We start from the raw sequence: 24,333 nt of genomic DNA, 5'->3' as shown, positions 1-24,333 counted from the left end.
GCGGGGCTGGCTGTGGGTCAGGTGCGGAAGGGGCCCGTCACCTCGTAGGTGATGCCGCCGGACGAGCTGCCGCTCGTACCGCGCTGGCTGGAGAAGTAGAGCCGGTTGCCGGCGGGCGAGAAGGCCGGGCCGGTGATCTCGGAGGAGGACTGGCCGGTGATCCGCAGGAAGGGCGCCACCACGTCGTCCGGGGTGATCACGCAGATCTCCATGTTGCCGCCGTCCTCGGCGACGTACAGGTCGCCGTACGAGGACCCGGTGACGTTGTCGACGCCGGTCAGCGGGGCCGCGCCGCCGGGCACGAGCGAGTCGTCGTAGGCCAGCTCGTACGTGTTGTTCGTGAGGTTCAGCTGCCAGACCCGGTTGTCGCCCTTGGTGGTGAACCAGACGGTGTCGTTGGCGTAGTGGCAGCCCTCGCCGCCGTTGAACTTCTTCGAGCCCGAGACCTGGCTGCGGGTCGCGGTCGGCGAACCGTCCGGGTCCGGGACGTTCTGCCAGGTGAAGGAGCCGGAGGTGGCGGTGCCGGCCTTCAGGACCTGGAGGGTGCCGGAGGAGAGGTTGCCCCAGGTGGCCGGGATGAAGCGGTAGAAGCAGCCGTTGGTCTCGTCCTCGGTCAGGTAGATCACCTGGCGCACCGGGTCGGCGGCGGCCGCCTCGTGCTTGAACCGGCCCATCGCAGGGCGCTGCACGGCCGCGTTCACCCCGTACGGGTCGGTCTCGTAGACGTAGCCGAGGCTTACCTCCTCGCAGGACAGCCAGGTGTTCCAGGGGGTCTTGCCGCCCGCGCAGTTCTGCCGGGTGTCGGACAGGATGCGGTAGGCGCCGGTGATGGTGCCGGAGGAGCTGAACTTCACCGCGCTCGCGCCGCCGGAGGGGTTGATCTCCGAGTTGGACACGTAGATCCAGCCCGAGCCGTCGACGAAACACGCACCGCCGTCGGGGGCGCTGTGCCAGGTGTACGAGGTGCCGCTGACGGTCTGGCCCGAGCGGGCGATGACCCGGCTGGTGAAGCCGCTGGGGAGCATGATGCCGTTGGCGTCGGCCGCGCCGAGCGCCCCGTAGGGTCCGGCACCCGGCTGGGCGGGGGCGGCGTAGGCGGCCCCGTGCATCAACGTGCCGCCGAAGGCGGCGGCCGACGAACCGATCACTGCGCCGCGCAGGAAGGTACGACGTTCCACGGTCACTCCTGTGGGAGGAAGGCCCCGCGGCCGGTCGGACGCGGGGTCGCACGCGTGGAGGAACCTAGGAGGTGCCAGTTGCCGTGGCGCCAACTCCCCGTGACGCACGAGCGACCGCTCGACGTGCAATCCGCCGACCGCGCCACGGCGGGGCGCACCGCGGGACCTTCCGCCCTGGGCAGCAGGCTCCCGGTGGGGGAGGATGGTGCAGCAATGGACCACTTCGCCGCCGCCGACATCTCGGACCGTGCCGACCTCGCCGTCGTGCTGCGCCGCTTCTACACGGCCGCCTTCGCCGACCCGCGGATCGGGCCCTTCTTCACCGAGCTCGCGGGCACGGACCTGGAGGCCCACCTGCCCCGGATCACCGATTTCTGGGAGCGGGCCCTCTTCCGCACCGCCGGCTACCGGCGCGACGCCTTCGCCCCGCACGCCGCTCTGCACGCGGTGCGGGAGCTGACCGCCGCCGACTTCGGCCGCTGGGTGCAGCTGTGGAGGGCCGCGATCGACGGCCTGCACCGGGGGCCGAACGCCGAGCGGGCCAAGGGGCAGGGGGAACGGATCGCGCTGGCCCTCCACCAGCGGCTCGCCGGGCCCGGGGCCTCGCTCCAGGGCGAGGACACGGCCGGCTTCATCCCGCTGGCGGTACTGGAGCTGAGTCTCGTCTCCGTGGCCTGACCTGCTGTTTCGCAGGCCTGGCAAGAAAGTTCGAAGAAACTTCGCGGGGAGCGATGAGTTTCCCGGGCACCCGCGGTCTACCTCTCGAAAGCAACGGGCAGCACGCACCGGGCACCGCACACGAGAGAAGAGAGACCTCGATGTCCGCCACCATGATCTTCGTCAACCTGCCGGTCAAGGACCTGGACGCCAGCAAGGCCTTCTGGAGCAAGCTGGGCTACTCCTTCAACGCGCAGTTCACCGACGAGAACTGTGCCTCGATGGTCATCAGCGACACCATCGTCGCGATGCTCCTGACCGAGGCCCGCTACAAGGACTTCACCCACAAGGAGATCGCGGACGCCACGAAGACGTCCGAGGTGCTGCTCTGTCTGAGCGCCGAGAGCCGCACGGCGGTCGACGAGCTGGTGGACGGGGCCCTGGCGGCCGGCGCCACCGAACCCCGCCCCGCCCAGGACCACGGCGTCATGTACGGCCGTGCCTTCGACGACCTCGACGGCCACACCTGGGAGATCATGTGGATGGACCCGTCGATGGTCCAGGGCTGACGACATCACCGCCCGCGGTCACGAGGTTGCGGCGGTCCGCACCGGGTAGGTCCGGACCACCGTCTCCTCGTCGTCCAGGCAGCGCCCCGACTCCAGGTCGAAGCGCTGCTTCAGCAGCGGGGAAGCCACGAAGGGCCGGCCCCCCGCCGTCCCCACCAGCCCGCGCGAGAGCACGTGCGCCCCGGTGAAGGGGTCCTGGTTGCCGATGGCGTACGGGCGCCCCGCGCGGTCGACGAACACCGCGGCCTGGCTCCCGTCGGGCAGCAGCGCCGCCACCCCGCGCCCGGGGGTGAGCGAGGACAGCTCGCACACCGTCAGCCAGCCCTGCGCAACCTGCAGTTCCACGGTCATCGGACGGCTCCTCCTATGGTCAGGACGGCCAGGTCGGGCTTGACCTGGTCGCGCTCGGGGACGAACTTCACGGTCGGGTCGGGTGCGCCGGGCGCGTTGACGAAGGACACGAACCGGCGCAGCCGCTCCGGATCCTGGAGCGTCTCGGCCCATTCGTCCCGGTAGTGCGCCACGTGGTCGGCCATCAGGGCCTCCAGCTCCGCGCACAGCCCGAGCGAGTCGTGCACGACCACGTCCCGCAGGTGGGCCAGGCCCCCCTCCAGCCGCTCCAGCCAGGTGGAGGTCCGCTCCAGCCGGTCGGCGGTGCGGATGTAGAACATCAGGAACCGGTCGATCAGCCGGACCAGTTCCGCGTCCGACAGGTCCTGGGCCAGCAGGTCGGCGTGGCGCGGGGTGGCCCCGCCGTTGCCGCCCACGTACAGGTTCCAGCCACTCGCCGTCGCGATGACGCCGAAGTCCTTGCTCTGCGCCTCCGCGCACTCGCGGGCGCAGCCGGAGACCGCCGACTTGAGCTTGTGCGGCGCGCGCAGTCCCCGGTAGCGAAGCTCCAGGTCGATGGCCATCCGGACGCTGTCCTGGACCCCGTAGCGGCACCAGGTCTGCCCCACGCAGGACTTCACCGTGCGCAGGGCCTTCCCGTACGCGTGCCCGGACTCGAACCCGGCGTCGACGAGCCGCGCCCAGATCCGCGGGAGCTGGTCCACGCTCGCCCCGAAGAGGTCGATCCGCTGGCCGCCGGTGATCTTCGTGTAGAGGCCGAAGTCCCGGGCCACCTCGCCGATCACGATCAGCTTGTCGGGGGTGATCTCACCGCCGGGGATGCGCGGGACGACCGAGTAGGAGCCGTTGCGCTGCATGTTCGCGAGGAAGTGGTCGTTGGTGTCCTGGAGGGCGGCCTGCTCCCCGTCCAGGACGTAGCCGCTCGCGCCGAGGGTCGGGGCGAGCGAGGCGATGATCGAGCCGACGGTGGGCTTGCAGACCTCGCAGCCGTCGCCGCCGCGGGCCTCCGGGCGGCCGTGGCCGTCGAGGATCTCCTCGTACGAGGTCAGCCGGCGGGTGCGGACGATCTCGTAGAGCTCGGCCCGGGTGAAGGGGAAGCAGCCGCACAGCCCCTTGTCGGTGGCGGCGGGCAGCAGCTGGCCGATCACCTTGACACAGCTGCCGCAGCCGGTGCCCGCCTTGGTGCACTTCTTGACCTCGGTGAGGGTGGCGCAGGCCGCGATGGCCTTCTTGGTGACGTTGTGGCAGGAGCAGATCACCGCGTGGTCGGGGAGCGCGGACGGGCCGAGCGCGACCGGGGCGCCGACCCCGGCGGGCAGCACCAGCTGCTCGGGGGCCACGGGCGGGACGCTGCCGGTGAGCGGGCGCAGCAGCCCGTAGGAGTCCGCGTCGCCGACCAGCACCCCGCCGAGGAGGACCCCCTCGGGCGAGACGACCAGCTTCTTGTAGACCCCGGAGCGGGAGTCGGACCAGACGACGTCGAGGCTGTCCGGGGTGGCGCCGTGGGCGTCGCCGAAGGAGGCCACGTCCACACCGAGGAGCTTGAGCTTGGTGGAGAGGTCGGCTCCGGTGAACTCCTTCTCGCGGCCCAGCAGATCGTCGGCGGCCGTCTCGGCCATCTCGTAGCCGGGGGCGACCAGTCCGTAGACACGGCCGTCGACGGCGAGGGCGCATTCGCCGATGGCGTAGACGCGCGCGTCGGAGGTGCGGCAGCGGGCGTCGACCGCGATGCCGCCGCGCTCGCCGACGTCCAGTCCGGCGTCGCGGGCCAGCTGGTCGCGGGGGCGGACGCCGGCGGAGAAGACGACGAGGTCGGTGTCGACGGTGGAGCCGTCGGAGAGCCGCATTCCGCTGACATGGCCGTCCTCGCCGGTCACCACCTCCTGGGTGCCGACGCCGGTGTGGACGGTCAGCCCCATGGACTCGATGGTGCGCAGCAGGGCCGCGCCGCCGCCCTCGTCGACCTGTACGGGCATCAGGCGCGGGGCGAACTCGACGATACGGGTGGCCAGGCCCAGCCCCTGGAGGGCGCCGGCGGCCTCCAGCCCGAGGAGACCGCCGCCGACGACCGCGCCGGAGCCGCGGCTCTTCGCGTACTCCTCGATCGCGAGCAGGTCCTCGATCGTGCGGTAGACGAAGCAGCCGGGGGCGTCCTTGCCGGGGACCGGCGGCACGAAGGGATAGCTGCCGGTGGCGAGCACCAGGACGTCGTACGGGAACACCTGCCCGGACCGGGAGGTGACGGTACGGGCGGCCCGGTCGATGTGCTCGGCGGGGTCGTCGAGGTGGAGGGCGATACCGTGCTCCTCCATGAACCCGGCGGGCGTCATGGACAGGTCCTCGGCGGTGCTGCCGGAGAAGTACGAGGTCAGGTGCACGCGGTCGTAGGCGGGCCGGGGCTCCTCGCAGAGCACGGTGATCCGGTGCGTGGCGGTGACCCCGCGCTCGGCGAGTGCTTCGAGGTAGCGCTGGCCGACCATGCCGTGCCCGATGAGCACGATCGTGGGCAGGGGCTCGGTCATGTCAGTGGCCTCCGTCGTCGGTGAGCAGGTGGAACAGGTCGTGCGGTGATTCGTCGCCCTCCCAGGTGCGGGCGAGGGCCCCCACGGTGGAGAGCTCGCCGAGCAGTACGCCGCCGACGAGGCGGTCGCCCCGCAGGACGACCTTGCGGTAGGTGCGGCGGGTGGCGTCGGCGAGGCGGACCACGTCGTCGCCGGGCAGGGGGGTGGTCTCGCCGAAGGCGGCGAGATCGAGGGGCCCGTTCCCGCCGGTGCCCTCGCCGGTGGTGAGGGTGAGGCGGGTGAGGGCGCGGGTGCCGGTGTACTGCGTGGGCTCGCCGGTGAGGAGCGCGGCCAGGGTGTCGGCCTGCTCCAGGGCGGCGCCCGCGAGGCCGTACACCTGGCCGGCGTGTTCGGCGCAGTCGCCGATGGCGTGGATGCGGGGGTCGCTGGTGCGGAGGTGGTCGTCGACGACGATGCCCTTGCGGACCTCCAGTCCGGCGGCCTGGGCGAGGCCCGTGCGGGGGCGTACGCCGCAGGCGAGCACGACGACATCGGCCGTCAGGCGGTAGCCGTCGGCGAGCTCGACCCCGGTGACCTTGCGAGGGCCTGCCGAAGCGCCCGGGCGCGGGGCCGCCGCTGCTGGCTCCGCTGCCGGCTCCGCTGCCGGGGGCGCTGCCCCCGGACCCCCGCTCCTCAATCGCCGGAGGGGCTGGACTTCCAGGCCGCGGACCCGGCATTCCGTGTGGATCTCCACGCCGAGTGCGGTCAGGTGCGCGTGCAGAAGGGCGGAGGCGTCCGCGTCCAGCTGGCGCTCCATCAGCCGCTCGCCCTGCTGGGCCAGGACCACCTGCGCCCCCCGCGCGGCCAGCGCACGGGCCGCCGAGACGCCCAGCAGGCCCCCGCCGATCACCACCACGCGGACCCCGGGCCGCACGGCCGCCGAGAGCGCCAGGCAGTCGTCCATCGTGCGGAAGGCGTGCACCCCGTCCGGGAGGTCCCGCCCCTCGCGTTCGAACAGCCCGCGCAGCGGCGGGAGCACCGCGTTCGAACCCGTGGCCAGCACCAGCGTGTCGTACCGGGCCACCGTGCCGTCGTCGCAGCGCACGGCCCGCTCCGCGCGGTCCACGCGCACCGCCCGGACCCCGCGCCGCAGCGCCGGGCCGGGCGCCGGGAGGGCCGTCACCTCCGGGGCGTACCGGCCCGCGAGGACCTCGGCGAGCAGGACCCGGTTGTACGGCACGTGGGTTTCCTCGCCGAGGACGGTCACCGCCGCGGCCGGGCCGAGCCGCTGCGCGAGCCGCAGGCCCGCGAGGCCGCCGCCGATCACCACCACACGCTGTTCCGAGGTCATGCCACGAGCGTGCGCGGCCGCTGTTTCCCCACGGCATCGCCTCTGTTACCCGGACGGAACGCCGGCCTCAGCGCCCGGGTTAAGGGTCGGTGAGGCCTTCCTCAAGGCCGCCTTAAGGGTCATCAGGGCCGCCACCTGCGGCCTTAGCTTGATCCGTATGCGGAATGCGGTGGTGCGGGTGAGGGGCGGGATGCTGGCCGGTGCGGGGGTGGTGACCCTGCTCTGGGCGGCGCAGGTGCGGCCCTCTGCCCGGCCCGACGCGCTGTTCGCCACCGCCGCGCACCTGTCCGGCCTGCTCGCCGGGTACGGGGTGCTGGTGCTGCTGTTCCTGATGGCCCGGGTACCGGCCGTGGAGCACGGGGTCGGCGCCGACCGGCTCGCCCGCTGGCACGCCTTCGGCGGCCGGTACGTTCTGCTGCTCATCTTCGGGCACGGGCTCTTCGCCCTGCTCGGATACGCCGTGCACGAGGGAATCGACGTGGTCTCCGCCGTCCGGGAGCTGCTCGGTTACCCCGCGCTCGCCGCCGCCGCGGCCGGGACCGCCCTCCTGGCCGCGGTCGGTGTGACCTCCGCCCGGGCGGTACGCCGACGGGTGCCGCACGAAACCTGGCGCGGGGTGCACCTGCTCGTCTACCTCGCCGCCGCCCTCGCCTTCGGGCACCAGCTCGCCGGGCCCGATCTGGCCGTGGCCGCCTGGTTCTGGGCGCTCGCCCACACCGTGGTCGCCGTCCTGCTGATCTGGTACCGCGCCGTGGTTCCCGTACGGCAGGCCCTGCGGCACGCGCTGCGGGTCGCGGACGTCCGGGTCGAGGGGCCCGGGGTGGTCTCCGTCGTCGTCTGCGGACAGCACCTCGCGGAACTGCGTGCGGAGCCGGGCCAGTTCCTGCGCTGGCGGTTCCTCCAGCGGCGGCTGTGGCACACCGCCCTGCCGTTCTCGCTGTCCGCGCCCGTCCGCGGGAACGCCCTGCGGATCACCGTGAAGGGGCTCGGCGGCCACTCCCGCCGGATCCGCCGGCTGCGCCCCGGGACGCGGGTGCTGGCCACCGGGCCGTTCGGCGCGCTCACCGCCGCCCGGCGGACCCGGCCCAAGGTGCTGCTGATCGCGGGCGGGGTCGGGATCACCCCGATGCGGGCCCTGTTCGAGACGCTGCCCGGAGGCCCCGGGGACATCACCCTGCTCTACCGGGCCTGGGCCGAGGAGCACCTCGTGCTGCGGGCCGAGCTGGAGGCCATCGCCGCCGAGCGGCAGGCCGGTCTGCACTACCTGCTCGGGCCGTCCGGGGCGGCCTACGACCCCCTGGCCCCGCAGGCGCTGGCCGCACTGCTGCCCGACCTGGCCGAGCACGACGTGTACCTGTGCGGGCCGCCGGGGATGGCCGAGGCCACCCGGGCCGCGCTGCTGCGGGCCGGGGTGCCGGCCGGTCGTATCCATTCGGAGTGCTTCAGCTTCTGAGCCCCGTGCCCACGGCCCGCGTTCCCCGCGTTCCCCGTGCTTTCCGCGTTCCCCGAGGAGTCACCGCCCCATGCGACACCCGCTGCACGTCGCCCTCTCCGTACCCGTCGGGGCCGAGGCTCCTGCGGCGGCCGTGGCCCGGCACCGCAAGCCGCGGCGCCCCTCGCCGGTACGGGCCGCGCTGGCCGCGCTGGCCTGCGTACCGCCCGCGCGGCGGCTGGCGGCGGGGCTGGGGGCGGCCAGTGTGCTGGCCGCGAGCGTGCTGACGGCAGCCGTGGACCCGGCGGCCCCGGTGGCCCCGGACCGCGTGCCGGCCCGGCAAAGCTCAACCTTTGCGCAAGTTTCCGGGGATTGATGGTCGCTGCACCCAACTGCTCCATAAGGTCGAGCCGTGCCTGACATATCAACGACGATGATCATCGTCCTGTGCGTGGCCGCGGCCGCGGCCGGCTGGATCGACGCGGTCGTGGGCGGCGGCGGCCTGCTGCTCCTGCCCGCGCTCCTCCTCGGCCTGCCGAACGCCCACCCCGCCACCGTCCTCGGTACCAACAAGGCCGTGGCCATCGTCGGCACCGCCGGTGCGGCCGTGACGTACGCCCGCAAGGCCCCGGTGAACGTGAAGCTGGCCGTCCGCATCGGCCTGGCCGCGCTCGCCGGCTCGATGGGCGGTGCCGCGCTCGCGGGCGGCATCAGCAAGGACGCGCTCCGCCCGCTGATCATGGTGGTACTCGTGATCGTCGCGGGCGTCGTGATCTTCAAGCCGGGCTTCGGCACCGCCCCCTCGACCGCACCCGTCAGCCGGCAGCGGGTGCTGCTCGCCATCGGGCTCGCGGGCCTGGGCATCGGCTTCTACGACGGCCTCATCGGGCCCGGCACCGGCACCTTCCTGGTGCTCGCGCTCACGGCAGTGCTCCACCTCGACCTGGTCACCGCCTCCGCCACCGCCAAGATCGTGAACTGCTGCACCAACGGCGGGGCGCTCGCGATGTTCGCCTACCAGGGCATGGTGCTGTGGCAGCTGGCCGCGCTGATGGCGGCGTTCAACCTGGCCGGCGGCATGATCGGCGCCCGTATGGCGCTCAAGAAGGGCAGCGGCTTCGTCCGCGGCGTGCTGCTGACGGTGGTGGGCGCGCTGGTGCTCAAGCTCGGCTTCGAGCAGTGGGGCTAGTTGCACCCGGCCACAGCACTAGTACGTCCCGGTGAGGTGCGCGAAGACCACCACGTTGCCGCGGTAGCCCGTGCGCGGCGAGAAGCCGCCGCCGCAGGTGATCACCCGCAGCTCGGCGCGCGCCGAAGGCCCGTACACGCGGGTGTCGGGGAAGGCCTTGGCGTCGTACACCTCGACCGCGTGCACCGTGAACACCGCCGTACGGTCGTCCGCGCGCGGGATCTCGATGGAGGCCCCGCGGTGCAGCGCGCCCAGGTGGTAGAAGACCCCCGGCCCGGCTGCGTCGTCCACGTGCCCGGCGATGACGGCGGTGCCGGTGGCGCCCGGGGTGGTGCCGTCGCGGTACCAGCCGGCCAGGTCGCGCCGGTCCGGCGGCGGCACTTCGAGGCTGCCGCGCGGATCCAGTCCCAGCCCGGTCAGCGGGGCGTCGACCCGGATGGAGGGGATCCGGATCCGGGCCGGCGGGGAACCGGGGAGCGGGGCGATCCCGGGACCCACCACGCCGGCGGCGGTCAGTGACTCGGCCGCGGAGGGCAGCGGCGGTCCGACGGGCTCACGTGAACCGCTGGTCACGAGCCAGATGCCGACGCAGGCGGCGAGCGCGACGAGTCCGCCGTGGCGGGCGGTCGGGGTGCGGACGGCCCGGCCCGCCGTTCGCCCGGGGTGCGCTCCGGATCCGGGGCGGTCGCCGTTGGTGGTCCGGGGCTGGCGGTCGCGGCCCCGCGCGCCACCGAAATCGCCACCCATGTGTACCCCCTCGGCTTCCGTTTCGGGGTGACTGGCCGTCGCCCGGCCCCGCGAACGGGGGGACCTCGCGGGGCGGGCGACGGGGGACGGTACCGGTCGGACCGCGGCCGGAGCCGCGGTGGGCGTCCGTCAGCTCCGCGTGCCGCTCGCCCGGCGACGCAGGAGCCAGGTACCGCCGACGGCGGCAGCGGCCAGTACGGCCGCCCCCGCCGCGATCTTGGCGGGGTCGGTGGTGGTGGTCGTGCCACCGCCCACCCCGGTGTTGACGTGGCCCTGCGGGCCGCGTTCGGTGACGATCAGGTTGCCGGTGGCGAACTTGCCGTTCGCGCAGGTCGCGCCGATGCCGTAGGTGCCGCCGCGGGTGCCGTGGGCGATCTGGAACTGCCCCACGACCACCTCCTTGTGGGTGCCAGGGACCAGCTTGAACCGGCCGCCGCCCACCGTGGTGGCATCGCCGTCCGCGTGGCTGCCGCTGCCGCAGGCGGTGGTGTTCACGGTGACGGTGGCGCCGGGGGCGGCGGATTTGGGCCACACCTCCAGCGGCGCGAAGTCCCCGGGGGCGAAGCCCACCACGCCGAGGTCCGCGGCGGCGACCGCGCCGGCGACCGGCCCGGTGAACGCGGCGGCGGTCAGCGCAGTCGCGGTCAGCAGGTGTGCGGTACGTCGGCGCATGGGGACTCTCCTGGAGACACGGGGTCGTGTTCCGAGGAAACCCGGCCCGCCCGCCGCGCGCCTGCTGATGTTCCGTCAGGTGCGCCGTCCCCTGGCCCGCCTACGGAATGTCTTCGCAGGTCAACACAGGTTCTGCGGCCATCGGAGCGCCCCGCTCCGTCCGGGTGACTCCGGCTGCCCGGGGGTCGCCCCCGCCGGACGCGGGTTCGCGAGGGTGACCCGGGCCCCGATGACCTGGGCCTGGCCGAGGGCGATGGCCGGGCCACCCCAGGCCCGCAGGGCCTGGGGGAAGCATCGCAAGGCGGTGCGTACGGTGGTGGGGCGCGGGAAGGCCGGGATTTCCGGCCCGGCCCGCGCACCGCCGTGCCATACCCGAGGGAGGGCCCCGTGACATCGGTCGAACGGCTACCGGACCCGAGCGATCCGCTCCCGTTCTTCGTCTACGGGACCCTGCGCCCGGGCGAGGTCAACCACGACCTCTTCCTGCGCGGCCGCACGGCCTCGGAGGAGCCGGCCGTCCTCCCGGACGCGGCGCTCTACGACGGCCCCGGATACCCGTACGCGGTCCACCGCCCCGGCACCGCGGTCGTCGGCGAGCTGATCACGGCGGCGCCGGGTGCGTACGGGAAGCTGCTCGCCGCGCTGGACCAGCTGGAGGAGTACCAGGGCCCGGGCCGCCCGGGGAACATCTACGACCGGATCGCCCGCCCGGCCCTGCGTCCCGACGGCACCACGGTCCGCGCCTGGGTCTATCTGGCGGCCCCGCTGATCGCCCGCGACCTGCGGGAATCGGGCACCGAGATACCCGGCGGCGACTGGTTCAAGCGCCGGTGAACCTTGCCGGACGCCGCGCTAGAGGCCCTCGGCGCCGCGGTTGCGCAGCCGCTGGCCGTACTGCTGGAGCACCCACAGCTCCTCCTGGACGGCCGCCAGTTGTTCCGGCGGAGCCTGCGGGCCCAGCCGCGACAGCGTGCCCTGGATCTCGTGGACCCGGCGGTCGACGGCGCGCAGCCGCACCTGGACCAGCTGGACCCCCGCGTAGATCTCGTCCACCGTCTTCGCGTGGATGGCCTCGACCGCCAGCTCCGTGACGAGCGCGCGCACGGTGTCGTTCGGGGCGGCCTCGCGGACGCGGGCCAGGTAGTCATCCGTGCCGAGCGAGGCACCGCCCGCGTCCAGGATCGCCTGGCGCACGGCCGCGTAGGGCGGGGCGGTGAACTCGTCCATCCCGTACGCGTCGAAGGCCGGGGAGACCAGGGCGGGCCGCTGGAGGGCGAGCTTCAGCAGCTCGCGCTCGGTGCGGTGGGCCGGGCTGCGCAGGTTCAGCGCGGGGCCCCCGGCCGGCTGGGCGGCGGCGGGCGCGGCGACGTCCCCGTAGGACGGGCGGCCCCGCTGCGGCTTGCCGCCGGGCCGGCCGCCCTGCGGGCCGTCGCCCTGGCCGCGCTCGCGGGCCCAGCGCGCCAGCTGGGCGACCCGCTTGACCACGAACTGCTCGTCGCGGATGCCCAGCATGCCCGCCAGCTGGACCGCCGACTCGTGCTGGATCGCGATGTTCTTGATGTTGGCGACGACGGGCGCGGCCTCGTCCAGGGCGGCCGCCCGGCCCGCGGGGTTCTCCAGGTTGTGCCGGGCGACGATGTGCCGCAGCGCGAACTCGAACAGCGGCGTGCGGGCCTCCACCAGGCCGGACACGGCCGCGTCGCCCTGTGCCAGGCGCAGGTCGCAGGGGTCCATGCCGCCGGGGGCGATGGTGATCGAGGTCTCCGCGGCGAACTTCTGGTCGTCCTCGAAGGCCCGCAGGGCGGCCTTCTGGCCCGCCGCGTCGCCGTCGAAGGTGAAGATCACCTCGGCGGTGGCGTTGTCCATCAGCAGCCGGCGCAGGATCTTGATGTGGTCCCCGCCGAAGGCGGTGCCGCAGGTCGCGATCGCGGTGGTGACCCCGGCCATGTGGCAGGCCATCACGTCCGTGTAGCCCTCGACGACCACGGCCCGGGAGGTCTTCGCGATCTCCTTCTTCGCCAGGTCGATGCCGTACAGCACCTGGGACTTCTTGTAGATCGCGGTCTCGGGGGTGTTCAGGTACTTCGGGCCGTTGTCGTCGTCGCGCAGCTTGCGCGCGCCGAAGCCGACCACCTCGCCGCTGATGTCGCGGATCGGCCACATCAGCCGGCCGCGGAAGCGGTCGATCGGCTTGCCGCTGCGGCTGTCCTGGGCGAGCCCGGAGGTGATCAGCTCCTTGTCGCTGAACCCCTTGCCGCGCAGGAAGCGGGTCAGGTGGTCCCACCCGGCCGGGCTGTAGCCCACGCTGAAGTGTGCGGCCGCGGCCTGGTCGAAGCCGCGCTCCGCCAGGAACTTGCGGCCGATCTCCGCCTCGGGGCTGCCCAGCTGGTCGACGTAGAACTGGGCGGCGGCCTTGTGCGCCTCGACCAGCCGGATGCGGTCGCCGCGGCCGCTGGTGCCGGCGGTGTAGCCGCCCTCCTCGTACCGCAGGGTGATGCCGGCCAGGCCGGCCAGGCGCTCGACCGCCTCCGAGAAGGAGAGGTGGTCGATCTTCATGACGAAGTCGAGGGTGTCCCCGCCCGCCTGGCAGCCGAAGCAGTGGTAGAGCCCCTTGCTGGGGCTGACCTGGAAGGAAGGGGACTTCTCGTCGTGGAAGGGGCACAGGCCCTTGAGGTTGCCGCCGCCCGCGTTGCGCAGCTGGAGGTACTCGGAGACCACGGCGTCGATCGGGACCGCGTCCCGTACCGCCTTCACGTCGTCGTCGTTGATCCGTCCTGCCACCCGTGAAGTCTACGGCCGGGCGCCGGCAATCCGGTCAGGCCCCCTCGGCCCGCACCAGGGACTCAAGCGGAACGGACGGGTCCGCCAGCGCCTCGCGGTTGACCGGGGTCTTCGACCTGATCAGGGCCTGGATGTGCTCGGTGACATCCCACACATTCACGTTCATCCCGGCCAGGACCCGCCCCTCCGACAGCCAGAACGCGATGAACTCCCGCTTGCCCGCGTCCCCGCGGATCAGCACCTGGTCGTAGCCGCCGGCCGGCGCGTACCCGGAGTACTCCAGGCCCACGTCGTACTGGTCCGAGAAGAAGTACGGCACCCGGTCGTAGCCGACCTGCTGGCCCAGCATGGCCCGCGCGGCGGCCGGGCCGCCGTTCAGCGCGTTGGCCCAGTGCTCGACCCGCAGCCGGGTCCCGAGCACCGGGTGGTGGGCGGCGGCCACGTCCCCGACCGCGTAGACGTCCGGGTCGGAGGTGCGCAGGGAGGAGTCCACCGCGATCCCGCCGCCATGCTCCCGGTCGACCAGGGCCAGCCCGGCGGTCTCGGCCAGCGCGGTCCGCGGGGCGGCCCCGATCGCGGAGAGCACCGCGTGCGCCGGGTGCTCCTCCCCGTCGTCGGTGCGGGCGGCCAGCACCATGCCGTCGTGGCCCACGATCTCGGTCAGCCGCGCCCCGAAGTGGAACCGCACCCCGTGATCGGCGTGCAGGTCCGCGAAGAGCCGGCCGATCTCCGGGCCGAGGACCGCGTGCAGCGGCGTGGCCTCCGGCTCGACGACGGTGACCTCGGCGCCGTAGCCGCGGGCCGCGGCGGCCACCTCCAGCCCGATCCACCCGGCGCCCGCGATGAGCAGGTGCCCGTTGTCCCGGCCGAGCCCGGCCAGTACGCCCTTCAGCCGTTCGGCGTGCGCCAGGCGCCGCAGGTGGTGCACCCCGGCCAGGCCGGTGCCGGGGATGTCCAGGCGGCGCGGCTCGGCGCCGGTGGCGAGCAGCAGCTTGTCGTAGTACAGGACGGTGCCGTCGCCCAGAACCACCTTCTTGGCCTCCCGGTCGAGGTGGACGGCGGGCTGGCCGAGGTGGAGCTCGACGTCGGCGGCCGCGTACCAGGACGGCTCGTGGACGAAGACGCTCTCCCGGTCGTCCTTGCCGGTCAGGTAGCCCTTGGACAGCGGGGGGCGTTCGTAGGGATGGTCGCGCTCGTCGCCGATCAGGATCACCCGCCCCGTGAACCCCTCGGACCTCAGCGTTTCGGCCGCCTTTGCCCCGGCGAGCCCTGCGCCGACGATGACGAATGTCCGGTGTGCGTCGACCACCTGATGCCTCCTCATAACCTCTCCGCCACATGCGAGCACATGCGAGCGTCCCGCACCGAGCCTGCCGCGTGAAGGGGGAGTGGCTCGATCAGCTCACCTTTCGGCGCGTCGGCCGCGCCGGGTGAGGCGTGCGTGAAGGGAACGGGCGGATGCGTCGGTGAGGCACGCGATCTGGTCGATGACCGCCCTTTTCCTCGCCTTGTCGTCCGGGGCCGCGTCGAAGATCGCCCGGAACTGCGGGTCCAGCCCCTCGGGGGCGCGGGCGCTCAGCGCCTCCGCGAGTTCGGCCAGGACGATGCGCTGGTCGGCGCGGATCCGTTCCTGCTCGTCGCGCTGCATCACGTAGAGGTCGGCGACCGCCTTGAGCACCGCGCACTCGTTGCGCGCCTCGCGCGGGATCACCAGTTCGGCACCGTACCGGGTGAGGCGGCCGGAGCCGTACGCCTCCCGGGTGGCCCCCTCGGCGGCCAGGCAGAACCGGCCGATCAGCTGGCTCGTGGCGTCCTTCAGCCGGGACTGGGCGATGGCCGAACCGTCGTACCCGTGCGGCCACCACTCCTGCTCCATCAAACGGTCGAGGGCGGCCCGCAGTTCCTCGGGCGCGGTGTCGGCGGGGACGTACCGGCCGATGGCCACCTGCCAGATCGCCGTGCGCTCGGGTTCGGCGTAGAGCATGTTGGGGTCGAGGTGGCCGGCGTGCAGGCCGTCCTCGAAGTCGTGGACGGAGTACGCGACGTCGTCCGCCCAGTCCATGACCTGGGCCTCGAAACACTTGCGGTCCGCGGGCGCGCCGCGGCGCAGCCAGGCGAAGACCGGCAGGTCGTCCTCGTACGCGCCGAACTTCACCGAGCCGGGGTCGGTGGGGTGGTCCCCGCGGGCCCACGGGTACTTGGTGGCGGCGTCCAGGCAGGCCCGGGTGAGGTTGAGGCCGACGCTGACGAGCTCCCCGCTCGCCGGATCGGGCACGAACCGCTTGGGCTCCAGGCGGGTCAGCAGGCGCAGCGACTGGGCGTTGCCCTCGAAGCCGCCGCAGTCCTTGGCGAACTCGTTGAGCGCCTCCTCGCCGTTGTGGCCGAAGGGCGGGTGGCCCATGTCGTGGGAGAGGCAGGCGGCTTCGACGAGGTCGGGGTCGCAGCCGAGCGCGGCGCCGAGCTCCCGCCCGACCTGGGCGCACTCCAGCGAGTGGGTGAGGCGGGTACGGGGGCTCGCGTCCCAGTCGTAGGAACGGCTGCCGGGGGTGACGACCTGGGTCTTCCCGGCGAGGCGGCGCAGCGCGGCCGAGTGCAGTACGCGGGCGCGGTCGCGCTGGAAGGCGGTCCGGCCGGGCCGTTTGTCGGGCTCGGCGGCCCAGCGCTCGGTGTCGGCCGCGTTGTAGAGGTCGCGGTGGTCGTCGGTGAGGGCGTGCGTGGTGCCTTCCATGCAGAGACGGTAACCGGAACAACTGACAAACCGGGATCAGGCGGAGACGAGTTCCGGCCCGATCGGCACGACACCCCCTGCGGGCAGCGCGCGGGCCTCGTCGTAGCGGTGCAGCAGCAGCCGGGCCAGGGCCGGGTGATCGCCCAGCGGGGCGGCGGCGAGGCCGGGCGCCGCCGCGGCGGTCTGGGTGGCGAACCGGCCGGGAGCGGCGAAGTACGAGGCCACGGCGATCCGGTGGTGACCGCGGGCGGCGAGGGCCCGGACCGCCTCGGGCGCACTCGGCGCGGCGGCGGAGGCGTAGGCGGGGGTCACCGGGACGCCGCCGAGGCGTTCGGAGAGCAGGGCGGCGGTGCGGCGGGTGTCGGCCGCCGAGTCGGGGTCGCGGGAACCGGCGGCGGCCAGCACGACGGCCGAACCGGGGGCCGGGGTCCAGCCCGTCTCCAGGAGCCGCTCGTACAGGGCCTCGACGAGCAGCGGGTGCGGGCCCAGCGGGGCGGCGACGCGGGTGAGCAGGTGGCCGGCCCGGGCGGCGGCCGCGGGGAGATCACGCTTGACGTGGTACCCGCGGCCGAGCAGCAGCGGGACGAGCACGGCCGAGCCGGACAGCCCGGCCAGGGTGTCGTCGAGCAGCGGCTCGTTCAGCTCGACGTGGCCGAGCCGGACGTCGAGCCGGGGGCGGAGTTCGCGGACCCGTTCGAGAAGGGCGAGGGCGGTGTGCAGGGCGCGCGGGTCACGGCTGCCGTGGGCCACGGCGACGAGGGTGGGCTGCATGGGCGGACTCCGGGTCGGCGCAGGCCGCTGAGCTGGGTGCCCAGCTGGCGGGTGATGCGGCCGAGCAGCTCGGCCGTGCTGTCGAAGGGGAGGGCGGGAAACTCGGGAGGGTGCACCGGCTCCGTCATGAACCGATCCTCCGCGCCGGAGGTTGCCGCCGCGTTGCGCGGGGATGACGGGTCTTTGCCGTGTGCTCACAGGGCGGCCGGCGCGGCTGTTCGCAGCCCCGGTCCCCGGCGGCGTACCTGCCGGAGATCGGGGGCCGGGCGAACCGTGCGGCCCCGGTACGCGTCCTGACCAGCGGACGAGCAGTCGAGACACCAGGGGATGGATGATGCGCCGACCGCGCCTGCCGAGAGTCGAGTGGAGCCGGGCGGTGACGGCGCTGAGCAGCGTACGGACCCGGCGGCGGGCGGTGCAGGCCGTCATGGCGGGCTGCGTACTGGCGCTGCTGCCCTCGGCGTGGATGCACGCGGTGGCCGCCGACCGGCTGCGGACCACGGCCGACGCGCCCGCCGCCGAGGTGGCCGTGGTGTTCGGCGCGGGCCTGTGGCGGGGGCGGCCGACCCCCTACCTGGCCGACCGGCTCGACGCCGCGGCCGAGCTGTACCGCACCGGCAAGGTCAAGGTCGTGCTGGTCACCGGGGACAACGGCCGGCGGGAGTACGACGAGCCCGACGCGATGCGCACGTACCTCACCGCGCACGGGGTGCCGGACGGGCGGATCGTCAGCGACTACGCGGGCTTCGACACCTGGGACTCCTGCGTGCGGGCAAAGGAGATCTTCGGTGTGGAGCGGGCCGTGCTGGTCACCCAGGGCTTCCACATCCGCCGGGCGGTCGCCCTGTGCCAGGCGGCGGGCCTGGAGTCGTACGGCGTCGGGGTGGCCGACGTGCACGACGCCACCTGGTACTACGGCGAGACCCGCGAGGTCTTCGCGGCGGGCAAGGCGGCGCTGGACGCGGCCTTCAAGCCGGCCCCGCGCTTCCTGGGGCCGAAGGAGGAAGGGGTGTCGCGGGCCCTGGCCGCTCTGGCAGACTGACGCGACGCCGATTATGCCGATTAGTCATATGCCGGTCAGTCCGTACGAGAGCGTCAGGGGTGTGGAACCGTGGCTGTTGTGGATCTGAGCGGCAAGGTCGTCGTCATCACCGGTGGAGCCCGCGGCCTGGGCGCCGCGGCCGCGCAGGCCGTCGTGGACGGCGGCGGCCAGGTGCTGATCACCGACGTGCTGGAGGCGGAGGGCGCCGAGACGGCCGCGAAGCTCGGCGGCGCGGCGCGTTTCCTCCGGCACGACGTGACCAGCGAGGCCGACTGGCAGGCGGCACTGGACCACGCGGTCGCCGAGTTCGGCCGCATCGACGGCCTGGTGAACAACGCGGGCATCTCCACCGGCCAGTTCCTGGAGCACGAGAGCGTCGAGCACTTCCGCCAGGTCGTCGAGATCAACCTGGTCGGCGTGTTCATCGGCATCAAGACCGCGATCCCGCTGCTGCGCGCGAACGGCGGCGGGTCCATCGTCAACATCTCCTCCGCCGCCGGTCTGACCGGCCTCGCGCTCACCGCCGGGTACGGGGCCTCCAAGTGGGGCGTGCGCGGCCTGTCGAAGATCGGCGCGGTGGAACTCGCCGAGGCGGGGATCCGCGTCAACTCCGTCCACCCCGGCATGACCCTGACCCCGATGACCGCCCCGATCGGCATCCGGGCGGGCGAGGGCAACTACCCCGGCGCCCCGCTCGGCCGCGTCGGCGTCCCCGAGGAGATCGCCGCCGCGATCGCCTTCCTGCTCTCCGACGCCGCCGGCTACATGACGGGCGCCGAACTCGCCGTCGACGGCGGCTGGACCGCGGGCCTGACGGTGAAGTACCTGACGGGACGGTGACCCGCCCCTGCGCCCCGGCGGGACGGCCGCATATTCGCGTGCCGCCGGAGGGGCGCCGGGCTACCGTCTGCCCGTGGAACAGGACGCCATGGAACGGGACGTCGTGGAACGGGACGGACCACTCGTACGTGACGTCTTCCCCGGCCTGACGGCAGACCTCGTGCGGCTGCTGGAGGCGGAAGGGGAGCTCTGGCTCGCCGTCTGCGCGTACGACCTCCGCCTGCTGGAGGAGTGCGACTGCCGGAACGACTTCTGCCAGAGCTTCCGCACCCACCGGCATCCGCCCGGCACGCCGTACGGTCCCGGTCACCGCATGATGGCCCTCGACCCGGGCAACGGGTTCCTGAACCTCGACGTCGTCGACGGCCGGATCGTGTACGTCGAACTCGTCGACCGCCCACCGCTGCGCCGGGCCTCACCGCAGCCGTCCGGCGGCGCTGAGGCGGAGCACCCGGACTTGTAACGCGCAGCGGCGGCCGGCGTAACACCGCCGACCCACGCTGGACCGTATGCACACCTCCGACTCCGTCACCGACACGCACTGCCCTTACTGCGCCCTGCAGTGCGGGATGAGGCTGCGCCCCGCACCGGGCGGCGCCACCGTGACAGTGGAGGAGCGGGCCGACTTCCCCGTCAACCGGGGCGCGCTGTGCGGCAAGGGCCGCACCGCCCCCGCTGTGCTCTCCTCCCGGGTGCGCCTGACCCGGCCGCTCGTCCGCACCCACGCCGGGCGGCTGGAGCCGGCCACCTGGGAGGAGGCCCTCGACGCCGTCACCGAGGGACTCGCCCGCACCGGCCGCACGTACGGCCCCGACGCCGTCGGGGTCTTCGGCGGCGGCGGGCTCACCAACGAGAAGGCCTACGCGCTCGGCAAGTTCGCCCGCGTCGCCCTGCGCACCTCGCAGATCGACTACAACGGCCGGTTCTGCATGTCCTCGGCCGCCGCCGCCCACCAGCGGGCCTTCGGGCTCGACCGCGGACTGCCCTTCCCGCTGGCGGACATCCCGCGCACCGGCTGCGTGATCCTCGTCGGCTCGAACCTGGCCGAGACCATGCCGCCCGCCCTGCGCTACCTCACGGAGCTCAAGGCCAACGGCGGCACCCTCATCGTCATCGACCCGCGCCGCACCCGCACCGCCGAACAGGCCGACCTGCACCTCGCCCCGCGCCCCGGCACCGACCTGGCCCTCGCGCTCGGCCTGCTGCACCTGATCGTCGCGGAAGGCCGGACCGACGAGGAGTTCATCGCCGCCCGCACCACCGGCTGGGAGGAGACCCGGGCCGCCGCGATGGCCCACTGGCCGGAGCTGGTGGAGCGCATCACCGGGATACCGGTCCCCAGGCTCCGCGAGGCCGTGGCGATGTTCTGCGCCCCCGAATCCGCCATGGTCCTCACCGCCCGGGGGCCCGAGCAGCAGTCCAAGGGCACCGACACCGTCGGCGCCTGGATCAACCTGTGCCTGGCCACCGGCCGGGCCGGCCGCCCGCTGTCCGGCTACGGCTGCCTCACCGGGCAGGGCAATGGCCAGGGCGGCCGCGAGCACGGCCAGAAGGCCGACCAGCTCCCCGGCTACCGCAAGCTCACCGACCCCGCGGCCCGCGCCCACGTCGCCGGGGTCTGGGGCGTCGACCCCGACAGCCTCCCGGGCCCGGGCCGCAGCGCCTACGAACTCCTCGACGCCCTCGGCACGGACGTGAAGGCCCTGCTCCTGATGGGCTCCAACCCGGTGGTGTCCGCCCCCCGCGCCGGACACATCGAGGACCGCATCCGCTCCCTGGACTTCCTCGCGGTGGCCGACGTCGTCCTCTCCGAGACCGCGGCCCTCGCGGACGTGGTCCTCCCGGTCACCCAGTGGGCGGAGGAGACCGGCACCACCACCAACCTGGAGGGCCGCGTGCTGCTGCGCCGCCGGGCGCTGACCCCGCCGCCGGGGGTCCGCAGCGACCTGGACGTCCTGCACGGACTCGCCGCCCGCCTGGGCGTCGAGAAGGGCTTCCCCACCGAGCCGGAGGAGGTCTTCGAGGAGCTGCGCCGCGCCTCGGCCGGCGGCCCCGCGGACTACTCGGGCATCACCTACGCCCGGATCGAGGCCGAACAGGGCGTCTTCTGGCCCTGCCCCGCAGGCCCGGAAGACCCTGGAGGCACCGAGGGCACCGAAGGCCCCCCGGGCACCGAGCGGCTCTTCCTCGACCGCTTCGCCACCGACGACGGCCGGGCCCGCTTCGTCCCCGTCTCCCACCGCGACGCCGCCGAGGTCCCCGACGCGGACTACCCGCTGCTGCTCACCACGGGCCGGGTGGTCGCCCAGTACCAGTCCGGAGCCCAGACCCGCCGGGTGGACGAGCTCAACGCGGCCGCCCCCGGCCCCTTCGTGGAACTGCACCCGCGGCTGGCCGCCCGGATCGGCGCGGTCGAGGGCAGCCCGCTGGCGGTGACCTCCCGTCGCGGCCGGGCCGTCGCCCCGGCCCGCATCACCGACACCATCCGGGCGGACACGGTCTTCATGCCCTTCCACTGGCCGGGCGAGGGGCGCGCCAACACCCTGACCAACCCGGCCCTGGACCCCACGTCCCGCATGCCGGAGTTCAAAGTCTGCGCGGTCCGCGTCGAGCCGGCCTAGGAGAGGTCCGCGAAGGTCGGGCGCAGGGCCTCCACCAGCCGGGCCAGGAACGCCTCGTCCCCCGGGGCGGCCAGCTCCGGGTACTCCGCCTCGAAGTGCTCCCACTCGGCGCCCACATAGCCCTCGGGGGCGATGTGCACGATGTCCAGCAGCTCCACGTCCCGGTTCGGCTGCGGGGCCTCGCCCGCCTGCCGGAACACCTCCTGGAGCAGGGCGTTCGGCAGCCGGTGCCGTTCGGCGAGCAGGACCGCGTCGTACAGGTCCTTGCCCTGGGGGTGCCGGTCGCTGACGAGCCACAGCACCTTCCAGGCCAGCGACAGCGCCGGAGTCGCGGCGAGGACCACCGCCCCGCAGGCGAGTTCGGCCGGCTCCGGCCGGACCGGGAGACGCTCGTTGAAGACGAAGTCCAGCTGGACGTGCCCGTCCGGCAGGCCGGGCACGGACCACGGCAGCACCATGCGCCGCCCCGGCACCCGGTCGTACGTCCAGATGTCCTCCGACACCGCCCCCGGGGCCTTGATCCCGGCCCGCCCGTCGGCCGCCGCCGCGATGCCGTCCAGCATCCGGCCGGTCCGGCCGTCCTCCATCCGCCACGTCTCGGGGACCACCACGAAGTCCAGGTCGCCGGGCTCCCGGGCCCGGTCCCCGAACCAGTCGGCGAGCAGCATGCTGCCCCGCAGCACCAGCGAGCCCGCCCACTCGGACTCCGAGACCGCCAGCAGGACCGCCTCCATCGCCGCCCGCCGCGCCCGCATCCAGGCGACGGTTCGCTCCGGGGAGTCGAAGACCGGGTCACCGGCCCGGTAGCCCTGGAAGTTGTGCCGCAGCGACGGGTCGAAGACCGCCCGCTGACGTACGTCGTCCCCGACGACCGGACGCAGCGTCCGCGGCAGGTGCCGGGCCGCACGCGTCTCCTCGTCCAAGGGCTCACTCGGCACGTGCGTGCTGTCGATGCCGAACTTCTCCCATTCCCCGGTCATGCCGTCACCCTTCGCCGATCCACCCGTCGTCCACCGACAGGTCACTGTCGTACAGCACGAACTCCCGCTCCTCCGAACGGATTTCGTACCCGGCCGCGCCGAGCGCGGCGACCAGCGCGTCGCAGGCCGCGCCCGCCTCCGCCGCCGTGCCGCGCCACCGCTGGGTCACGAACCGCTCGTGCGCGCCTGCGGCCGGGACCCGGCGGGCGTTCCAGGACAGATGGGCCGAGTGCCGGACGACCAGGGACTCCAGGGCCGCGCGGTCGAAGTCCGCGGGCAGCAGCAGCTTCAGGTGGTGCTCGAAGTAGCCGCCGCCCGGGCCGGGGGAGTCCGCGGTCCACGGGACCGTCTCCACCTTGACCCGGACCGGGTCGAAGCCGGCCGCCCGCAGCCGCGGCACCAGGAGCTCGTGGCCCGTGCGGTCCGGCAGGGTCAGCATCGGCTGGGACACCGTCCGGCCGCGGGCCAGCACGATGTGCGTGACCTTCAACTCCCGTGCCCCGGCCCAGGCTTCGAGGCGCGCCAGCTCGGCCGCGTCCGCGCAGCGCAAGGTCACATGGGTCTCGTACTCCGACATGGAGTCGATCATCTCGGACATGCGCCCGATCCGCATCGGGGTTCCCACCGGGGGGTAACCATCCGGTCACGCACCGGACTCAGAAAGTGCTCGCACGCCCCTCGTGGCCGCGATGTGTCGTACCCCACACTGAGGTGCGGTGCCCCCGTCCTCGGAGCCCTGGAGGTCGCCCCCGTGCAGACCCGGACCCTGACCGTGAACGTGAGCGAGTCCTCGGAGGCCAAGGCCGTGGACGAAGAGCCCGAGGTACTGGAGCTGATCGAGCCGGTGCCCGTGCAGCGCAGGCGCAGCAGCAGTGACAGCGGAGGTGGAGCGGGACCGTCCGCCGACCTGTTCCGGCAGTACCTCCGCGAGATAGGCAGGATCCCGCTGCTCACCGCCGCCGAGGAGGTGGACCTCGCGCGACGCGTCGAAGCCGGCCTGTTCGCCGAGGAGAAGCTCGGCAACACCCCCGACCTCGACTCCCAGCTCGCCCTCGACCTCGACAAGCTCGTCGTCATGGGGCGGATGGCCAAACGCCGGCTCATCGAGTCGAACCTGCGGCTCGTCGTCTCCGTCGCCAAGCGGTACGTGGGCCGCGGACTCACCATGCTCGACCTCGTGCAGGAGGGGAACCTCGGGCTGATCCGGGCCGTCGAGAAGTTCGACTACGCCCGCGGGTACAAGTTCTCCACCTACGCCACCTGGTGGATCCGGCAGGCGATGTCCCGGGCCCTCGCCGACCAGGCCCGGACCATCCGCGTGCCCGTCCACGTCGTCGAACTGATCAACCGGGTCGTCCGCGTGCAGCGCCGGATGCTCCAGGAGCGCGGGTACGAGCCCACGGCCGAAGAGGTGGCCGTCCACCTGGAGCTGACCCCCGAGCGGGTCCTGGAGGTGCTCCGCCTCGCCCAGGAGCCGGTCTCCCTGCACGCCCCGGTGGGCGAGGAGGACGACGTCGCGCTCGGCGACCTCATCGAGGACGGGGACGCCGCCTCGCCCGTGGAGTCGGCCGCCTTCTTCCTGCTGCGCGAGCACCTGGAAGCCGTCCTGTCGACCCTCGGCGAGCGCGAACGCAAGGTCGTGCAGCTGCGGTACGGCCTTGCCGACGGGCGGCCCCGCACCCTGGAGGAGATCGGGCGGATCTTCGGCGTGACGCGCGAGCGGATCCGCCAGATCGAGTCCAAGACCCTCAACAAACTGCGCGACCACGCCTTCGCCGACCAGCTCCGCGGCTACCTGGACTGACGGCACCGGACGGCGGACCAACGGAAAAGGTGCCTCTATGGTTTTCGTCAAGCCGTGACGGGGGTGGGCGGCTGGTAGAAGGTGCCGTCCCGGAGCATGGCGAACAGGACGTCGATGCG

General features: G+C 73.5%; 22 protein-coding genes and 1 pseudogene. 11 read left to right on the top strand and 12 right to left on the bottom strand.

Annotated features, from left to right (window positions below):
* Positions 1-17 precede the first annotated feature (17 nt).
* Positions 18-1,178: an alkaline phosphatase PhoX gene (locus ACFY04_RS03005; RefSeq protein WP_389113940.1), complete on the bottom strand. Its 1,161-nt coding sequence runs from the start codon at positions 1,176-1,178 to the stop codon at positions 18-20.
* 213 nt (positions 1,179-1,391) lie between these two features.
* Between ACFY04_RS03005 and ACFY04_RS03000 the strand changes: the two genes are divergently transcribed.
* Positions 1,392-1,856: a group III truncated hemoglobin gene (locus tag ACFY04_RS03000; RefSeq protein WP_389113939.1), complete on the top strand. Its 465-nt coding sequence runs from the start codon at positions 1,392-1,394 to the stop codon at positions 1,854-1,856.
* 140 nt (positions 1,857-1,996) lie between these two features.
* Entirely contained in the window at positions 1,997-2,404 is a 408-nt protein-coding gene (locus ACFY04_RS02995; protein WP_030010766.1) for a VOC family protein, read from the top strand.
* A gap of 18 nt (positions 2,405-2,422) precedes the next feature.
* On the opposite strand, the gene nirD is transcribed toward ACFY04_RS02995, so the two are convergent.
* Genes nirD through ACFY04_RS02980 form a run of 3 tightly spaced genes read right to left on the bottom strand, consistent with a single transcriptional unit; the run spans position 2,423 to position 6,607 of the window.
* Positions 2,423-2,755 (bottom strand): nitrite reductase small subunit NirD, encoded by a 333-nt coding sequence (gene nirD / locus ACFY04_RS02990; RefSeq protein WP_301371303.1) that lies wholly within the window; start codon positions 2,753-2,755, stop codon positions 2,423-2,425.
* Positions 2,752-5,277 (bottom strand): nitrite reductase large subunit NirB, encoded by a 2,526-nt coding sequence (nirB, locus tag ACFY04_RS02985; RefSeq protein ID WP_389113938.1) that lies wholly within the window; start codon positions 5,275-5,277, stop codon positions 2,752-2,754. The genes nirD and nirB overlap by 4 nt, the downstream gene beginning before the upstream one ends.
* 1 nt (position 5,278) lies before the next feature.
* Positions 5,279-6,607 carry an NAD(P)/FAD-dependent oxidoreductase gene (locus tag ACFY04_RS02980; protein WP_389113937.1) on the bottom strand — a complete coding sequence of 443 codons (1,329 nt, stop codon included), beginning with the start codon at positions 6,605-6,607 and terminating at the stop codon, positions 5,279-5,281.
* Between the two features lie 157 nt (positions 6,608-6,764).
* Between ACFY04_RS02980 and ACFY04_RS02975 the strand changes: the two genes are divergently transcribed.
* The 3 genes from ACFY04_RS02975 (at position 6,765) to ACFY04_RS02965 (ending at position 9,228) form a co-directional block, all read left to right on the top strand.
* Entirely contained in the window at positions 6,765-8,060 is a 1,296-nt protein-coding gene (locus ACFY04_RS02975) for a ferric reductase-like transmembrane domain-containing protein (protein ID WP_389113936.1), read from the top strand.
* A 70-nt stretch (positions 8,061-8,130) separates the two neighbouring features.
* The gene (locus ACFY04_RS02970) at positions 8,131-8,415 is read left to right on the top strand and encodes a hypothetical protein (protein ID WP_373039113.1); all 285 of its coding nucleotides are present in this window, start codon (positions 8,131-8,133) and stop codon (positions 8,413-8,415) included.
* Positions 8,416-8,451: 36 nt separating this feature from the next.
* A complete protein-coding gene (locus ACFY04_RS02965; protein ID WP_389113935.1) occupies positions 8,452-9,228 on the top strand; it encodes a sulfite exporter TauE/SafE family protein in 777 nt (258 codons plus the stop codon).
* Between the two features lie 18 nt (positions 9,229-9,246).
* Here ACFY04_RS02965 and ACFY04_RS02960 read toward each other — a convergent pair whose 3' ends face one another.
* Together ACFY04_RS02960 and ACFY04_RS02955 are read right to left on the bottom strand one after the other, a co-directional pair.
* Positions 9,247-9,975, bottom strand: a complete 729-nt coding sequence (locus tag ACFY04_RS02960) for a class F sortase (protein ID WP_389113934.1) — start codon at positions 9,973-9,975, stop codon at positions 9,247-9,249.
* Between the two features lie 129 nt (positions 9,976-10,104).
* The gene (locus ACFY04_RS02955; RefSeq protein WP_301371315.1) at positions 10,105-10,647 is read right to left on the bottom strand and encodes a hypothetical protein; all 543 of its coding nucleotides are present in this window, start codon (positions 10,645-10,647) and stop codon (positions 10,105-10,107) included.
* 387 nt (positions 10,648-11,034) lie between these two features.
* Here ACFY04_RS02955 and ACFY04_RS02950 point away from each other — a divergent pair, with 387 nt between their 5' ends.
* Positions 11,035-11,481: a gamma-glutamylcyclotransferase family protein gene (locus ACFY04_RS02950; RefSeq protein ID WP_389113933.1), complete on the top strand. Its 447-nt coding sequence runs from the start codon at positions 11,035-11,037 to the stop codon at positions 11,479-11,481.
* 18 nt (positions 11,482-11,499) lie between these two features.
* On the opposite strand, the gene dnaG is transcribed toward ACFY04_RS02950, so the two are convergent.
* From dnaG to ACFY04_RS02930, 4 genes and pseudogenes are all read right to left on the bottom strand, one after another.
* Positions 11,500-13,428 carry a DNA primase gene (dnaG, locus tag ACFY04_RS02945; protein WP_389113932.1) on the bottom strand — a complete coding sequence of 643 codons (1,929 nt, stop codon included), beginning with the start codon at positions 13,426-13,428 and terminating at the stop codon, positions 11,500-11,502.
* A 34-nt stretch (positions 13,429-13,462) separates the two neighbouring features.
* On the bottom strand, positions 13,463-14,737 hold the full coding sequence (locus ACFY04_RS02940; protein WP_389113931.1) for an NAD(P)/FAD-dependent oxidoreductase: 1,275 nt from the start codon (positions 14,735-14,737) through the stop codon (positions 13,463-13,465).
* A 93-nt stretch (positions 14,738-14,830) separates the two neighbouring features.
* Complete coding sequence (locus ACFY04_RS02935; RefSeq protein WP_389113930.1) at positions 14,831-16,156, bottom strand: deoxyguanosinetriphosphate triphosphohydrolase; 1,326 nt, start codon at positions 16,154-16,156, stop codon at positions 14,831-14,833.
* A gap of 36 nt (positions 16,157-16,192) precedes the next feature.
* Positions 16,193-17,055 (bottom strand): annotated as a pseudogene (locus ACFY04_RS02930) (sirohydrochlorin chelatase).
* Positions 17,056-17,261: 206 nt separating this feature from the next.
* Here ACFY04_RS02930 and ACFY04_RS02925 point away from each other — a divergent pair.
* From ACFY04_RS02925 to ACFY04_RS02910, 4 genes are all read left to right on the top strand, one after another.
* A complete protein-coding gene (locus ACFY04_RS02925; RefSeq protein ID WP_389114275.1) occupies positions 17,262-17,969 on the top strand; it encodes a vancomycin high temperature exclusion protein in 708 nt (235 codons plus the stop codon).
* Positions 17,970-18,038: 69 nt separating this feature from the next.
* On the top strand, positions 18,039-18,809 hold the full coding sequence (locus ACFY04_RS02920; RefSeq protein WP_389113929.1) for a glucose 1-dehydrogenase: 771 nt from the start codon (positions 18,039-18,041) through the stop codon (positions 18,807-18,809).
* Between the two features lie 73 nt (positions 18,810-18,882).
* Positions 18,883-19,272 carry a hypothetical protein gene (locus ACFY04_RS02915; protein WP_389113928.1) on the top strand — a complete coding sequence of 130 codons (390 nt, stop codon included), beginning with the start codon at positions 18,883-18,885 and terminating at the stop codon, positions 19,270-19,272.
* A 46-nt stretch (positions 19,273-19,318) separates the two neighbouring features.
* Positions 19,319-21,430 (top strand): molybdopterin oxidoreductase family protein, encoded by a 2,112-nt coding sequence (locus ACFY04_RS02910; RefSeq protein WP_389113927.1) that lies wholly within the window; start codon positions 19,319-19,321, stop codon positions 21,428-21,430.
* Here ACFY04_RS02910 and ACFY04_RS02905 read toward each other — a convergent pair.
* Together ACFY04_RS02905 and ACFY04_RS02900 are read right to left on the bottom strand one after the other, a co-directional pair.
* The gene (locus ACFY04_RS02905; protein ID WP_389113926.1) at positions 21,427-22,410 is read right to left on the bottom strand and encodes a nucleotidyl transferase AbiEii/AbiGii toxin family protein; all 984 of its coding nucleotides are present in this window, start codon (positions 22,408-22,410) and stop codon (positions 21,427-21,429) included. The genes ACFY04_RS02910 and ACFY04_RS02905 overlap by 4 nt on opposite strands.
* A gap of 4 nt (positions 22,411-22,414) precedes the next feature.
* On the bottom strand, positions 22,415-23,008 hold the full coding sequence (locus ACFY04_RS02900) for a hypothetical protein (RefSeq protein WP_389113925.1): 594 nt from the start codon (positions 23,006-23,008) through the stop codon (positions 22,415-22,417).
* Between ACFY04_RS02900 and ACFY04_RS02895 the strand changes: the two genes are divergently transcribed.
* Positions 22,967-24,214: an RNA polymerase sigma factor gene (locus tag ACFY04_RS02895; protein ID WP_389113924.1), complete on the top strand. Its 1,248-nt coding sequence runs from the start codon at positions 22,967-22,969 to the stop codon at positions 24,212-24,214. The two genes, ACFY04_RS02900 and ACFY04_RS02895, sit on opposite strands and share 42 nt — an antisense overlap.
* The last annotated feature ends 119 nt before the right edge of the window (positions 24,215-24,333 follow it).

This window comes from Streptomyces sp. NPDC001549, from assembly GCF_042894025.1.
Classification (GTDB): domain Bacteria; phylum Actinomycetota; class Actinomycetes; order Streptomycetales; family Streptomycetaceae; genus Streptomyces; species Streptomyces kutzneri.
This window is presented reverse-complemented; position numbering and strand designations above follow the sequence as displayed.

Coding starts and splice junctions, on each gene's coding strand:
- ACFY04_RS02955 (WP_301371315.1), bottom strand. CDS start 10,647: ATGCGCCGACGTACCGCACACCTGCTGACCGCGACTGCGCTGACCGCC.
- ACFY04_RS02910 (WP_389113927.1), top strand. CDS start 19,319: ATGCACACCTCCGACTCCGTCACCGACACGCACTGCCCTTACTGCGCC.
- ACFY04_RS02995 (WP_030010766.1), top strand. CDS start 1,997: ATGTCCGCCACCATGATCTTCGTCAACCTGCCGGTCAAGGACCTGGAC.
- ACFY04_RS02980 (WP_389113937.1), bottom strand. CDS start 6,607: ATGACCTCGGAACAGCGTGTGGTGGTGATCGGCGGCGGCCTCGCGGGC.
- ACFY04_RS02975 (WP_389113936.1), top strand. CDS start 6,765: ATGCGGAATGCGGTGGTGCGGGTGAGGGGCGGGATGCTGGCCGGTGCG.
- ACFY04_RS02895 (WP_389113924.1), top strand. CDS start 22,967: ATGGGTCTCGTACTCCGACATGGAGTCGATCATCTCGGACATGCGCCC.
- nirD (WP_301371303.1), bottom strand. CDS start 2,755: ATGACCGTGGAACTGCAGGTTGCGCAGGGCTGGCTGACGGTGTGCGAG.
- ACFY04_RS03000 (WP_389113939.1), top strand. CDS start 1,392: ATGGACCACTTCGCCGCCGCCGACATCTCGGACCGTGCCGACCTCGCC.
- ACFY04_RS02900 (WP_389113925.1), bottom strand. CDS start 23,008: ATGTCCGAGATGATCGACTCCATGTCGGAGTACGAGACCCATGTGACC.
- ACFY04_RS02925 (WP_389114275.1), top strand. CDS start 17,262: ATGCGCCGACCGCGCCTGCCGAGAGTCGAGTGGAGCCGGGCGGTGACG.
- ACFY04_RS02960 (WP_389113934.1), bottom strand. CDS start 9,975: ATGGGTGGCGATTTCGGTGGCGCGCGGGGCCGCGACCGCCAGCCCCGG.
- ACFY04_RS02970 (WP_373039113.1), top strand. CDS start 8,131: ATGCGACACCCGCTGCACGTCGCCCTCTCCGTACCCGTCGGGGCCGAG.
- ACFY04_RS02905 (WP_389113926.1), bottom strand. CDS start 22,410: ATGACCGGGGAATGGGAGAAGTTCGGCATCGACAGCACGCACGTGCCG.
- nirB (WP_389113938.1), bottom strand. CDS start 5,277: ATGACCGAGCCCCTGCCCACGATCGTGCTCATCGGGCACGGCATGGTC.
- ACFY04_RS02935 (WP_389113930.1), bottom strand. CDS start 16,156: ATGGAAGGCACCACGCACGCCCTCACCGACGACCACCGCGACCTCTAC.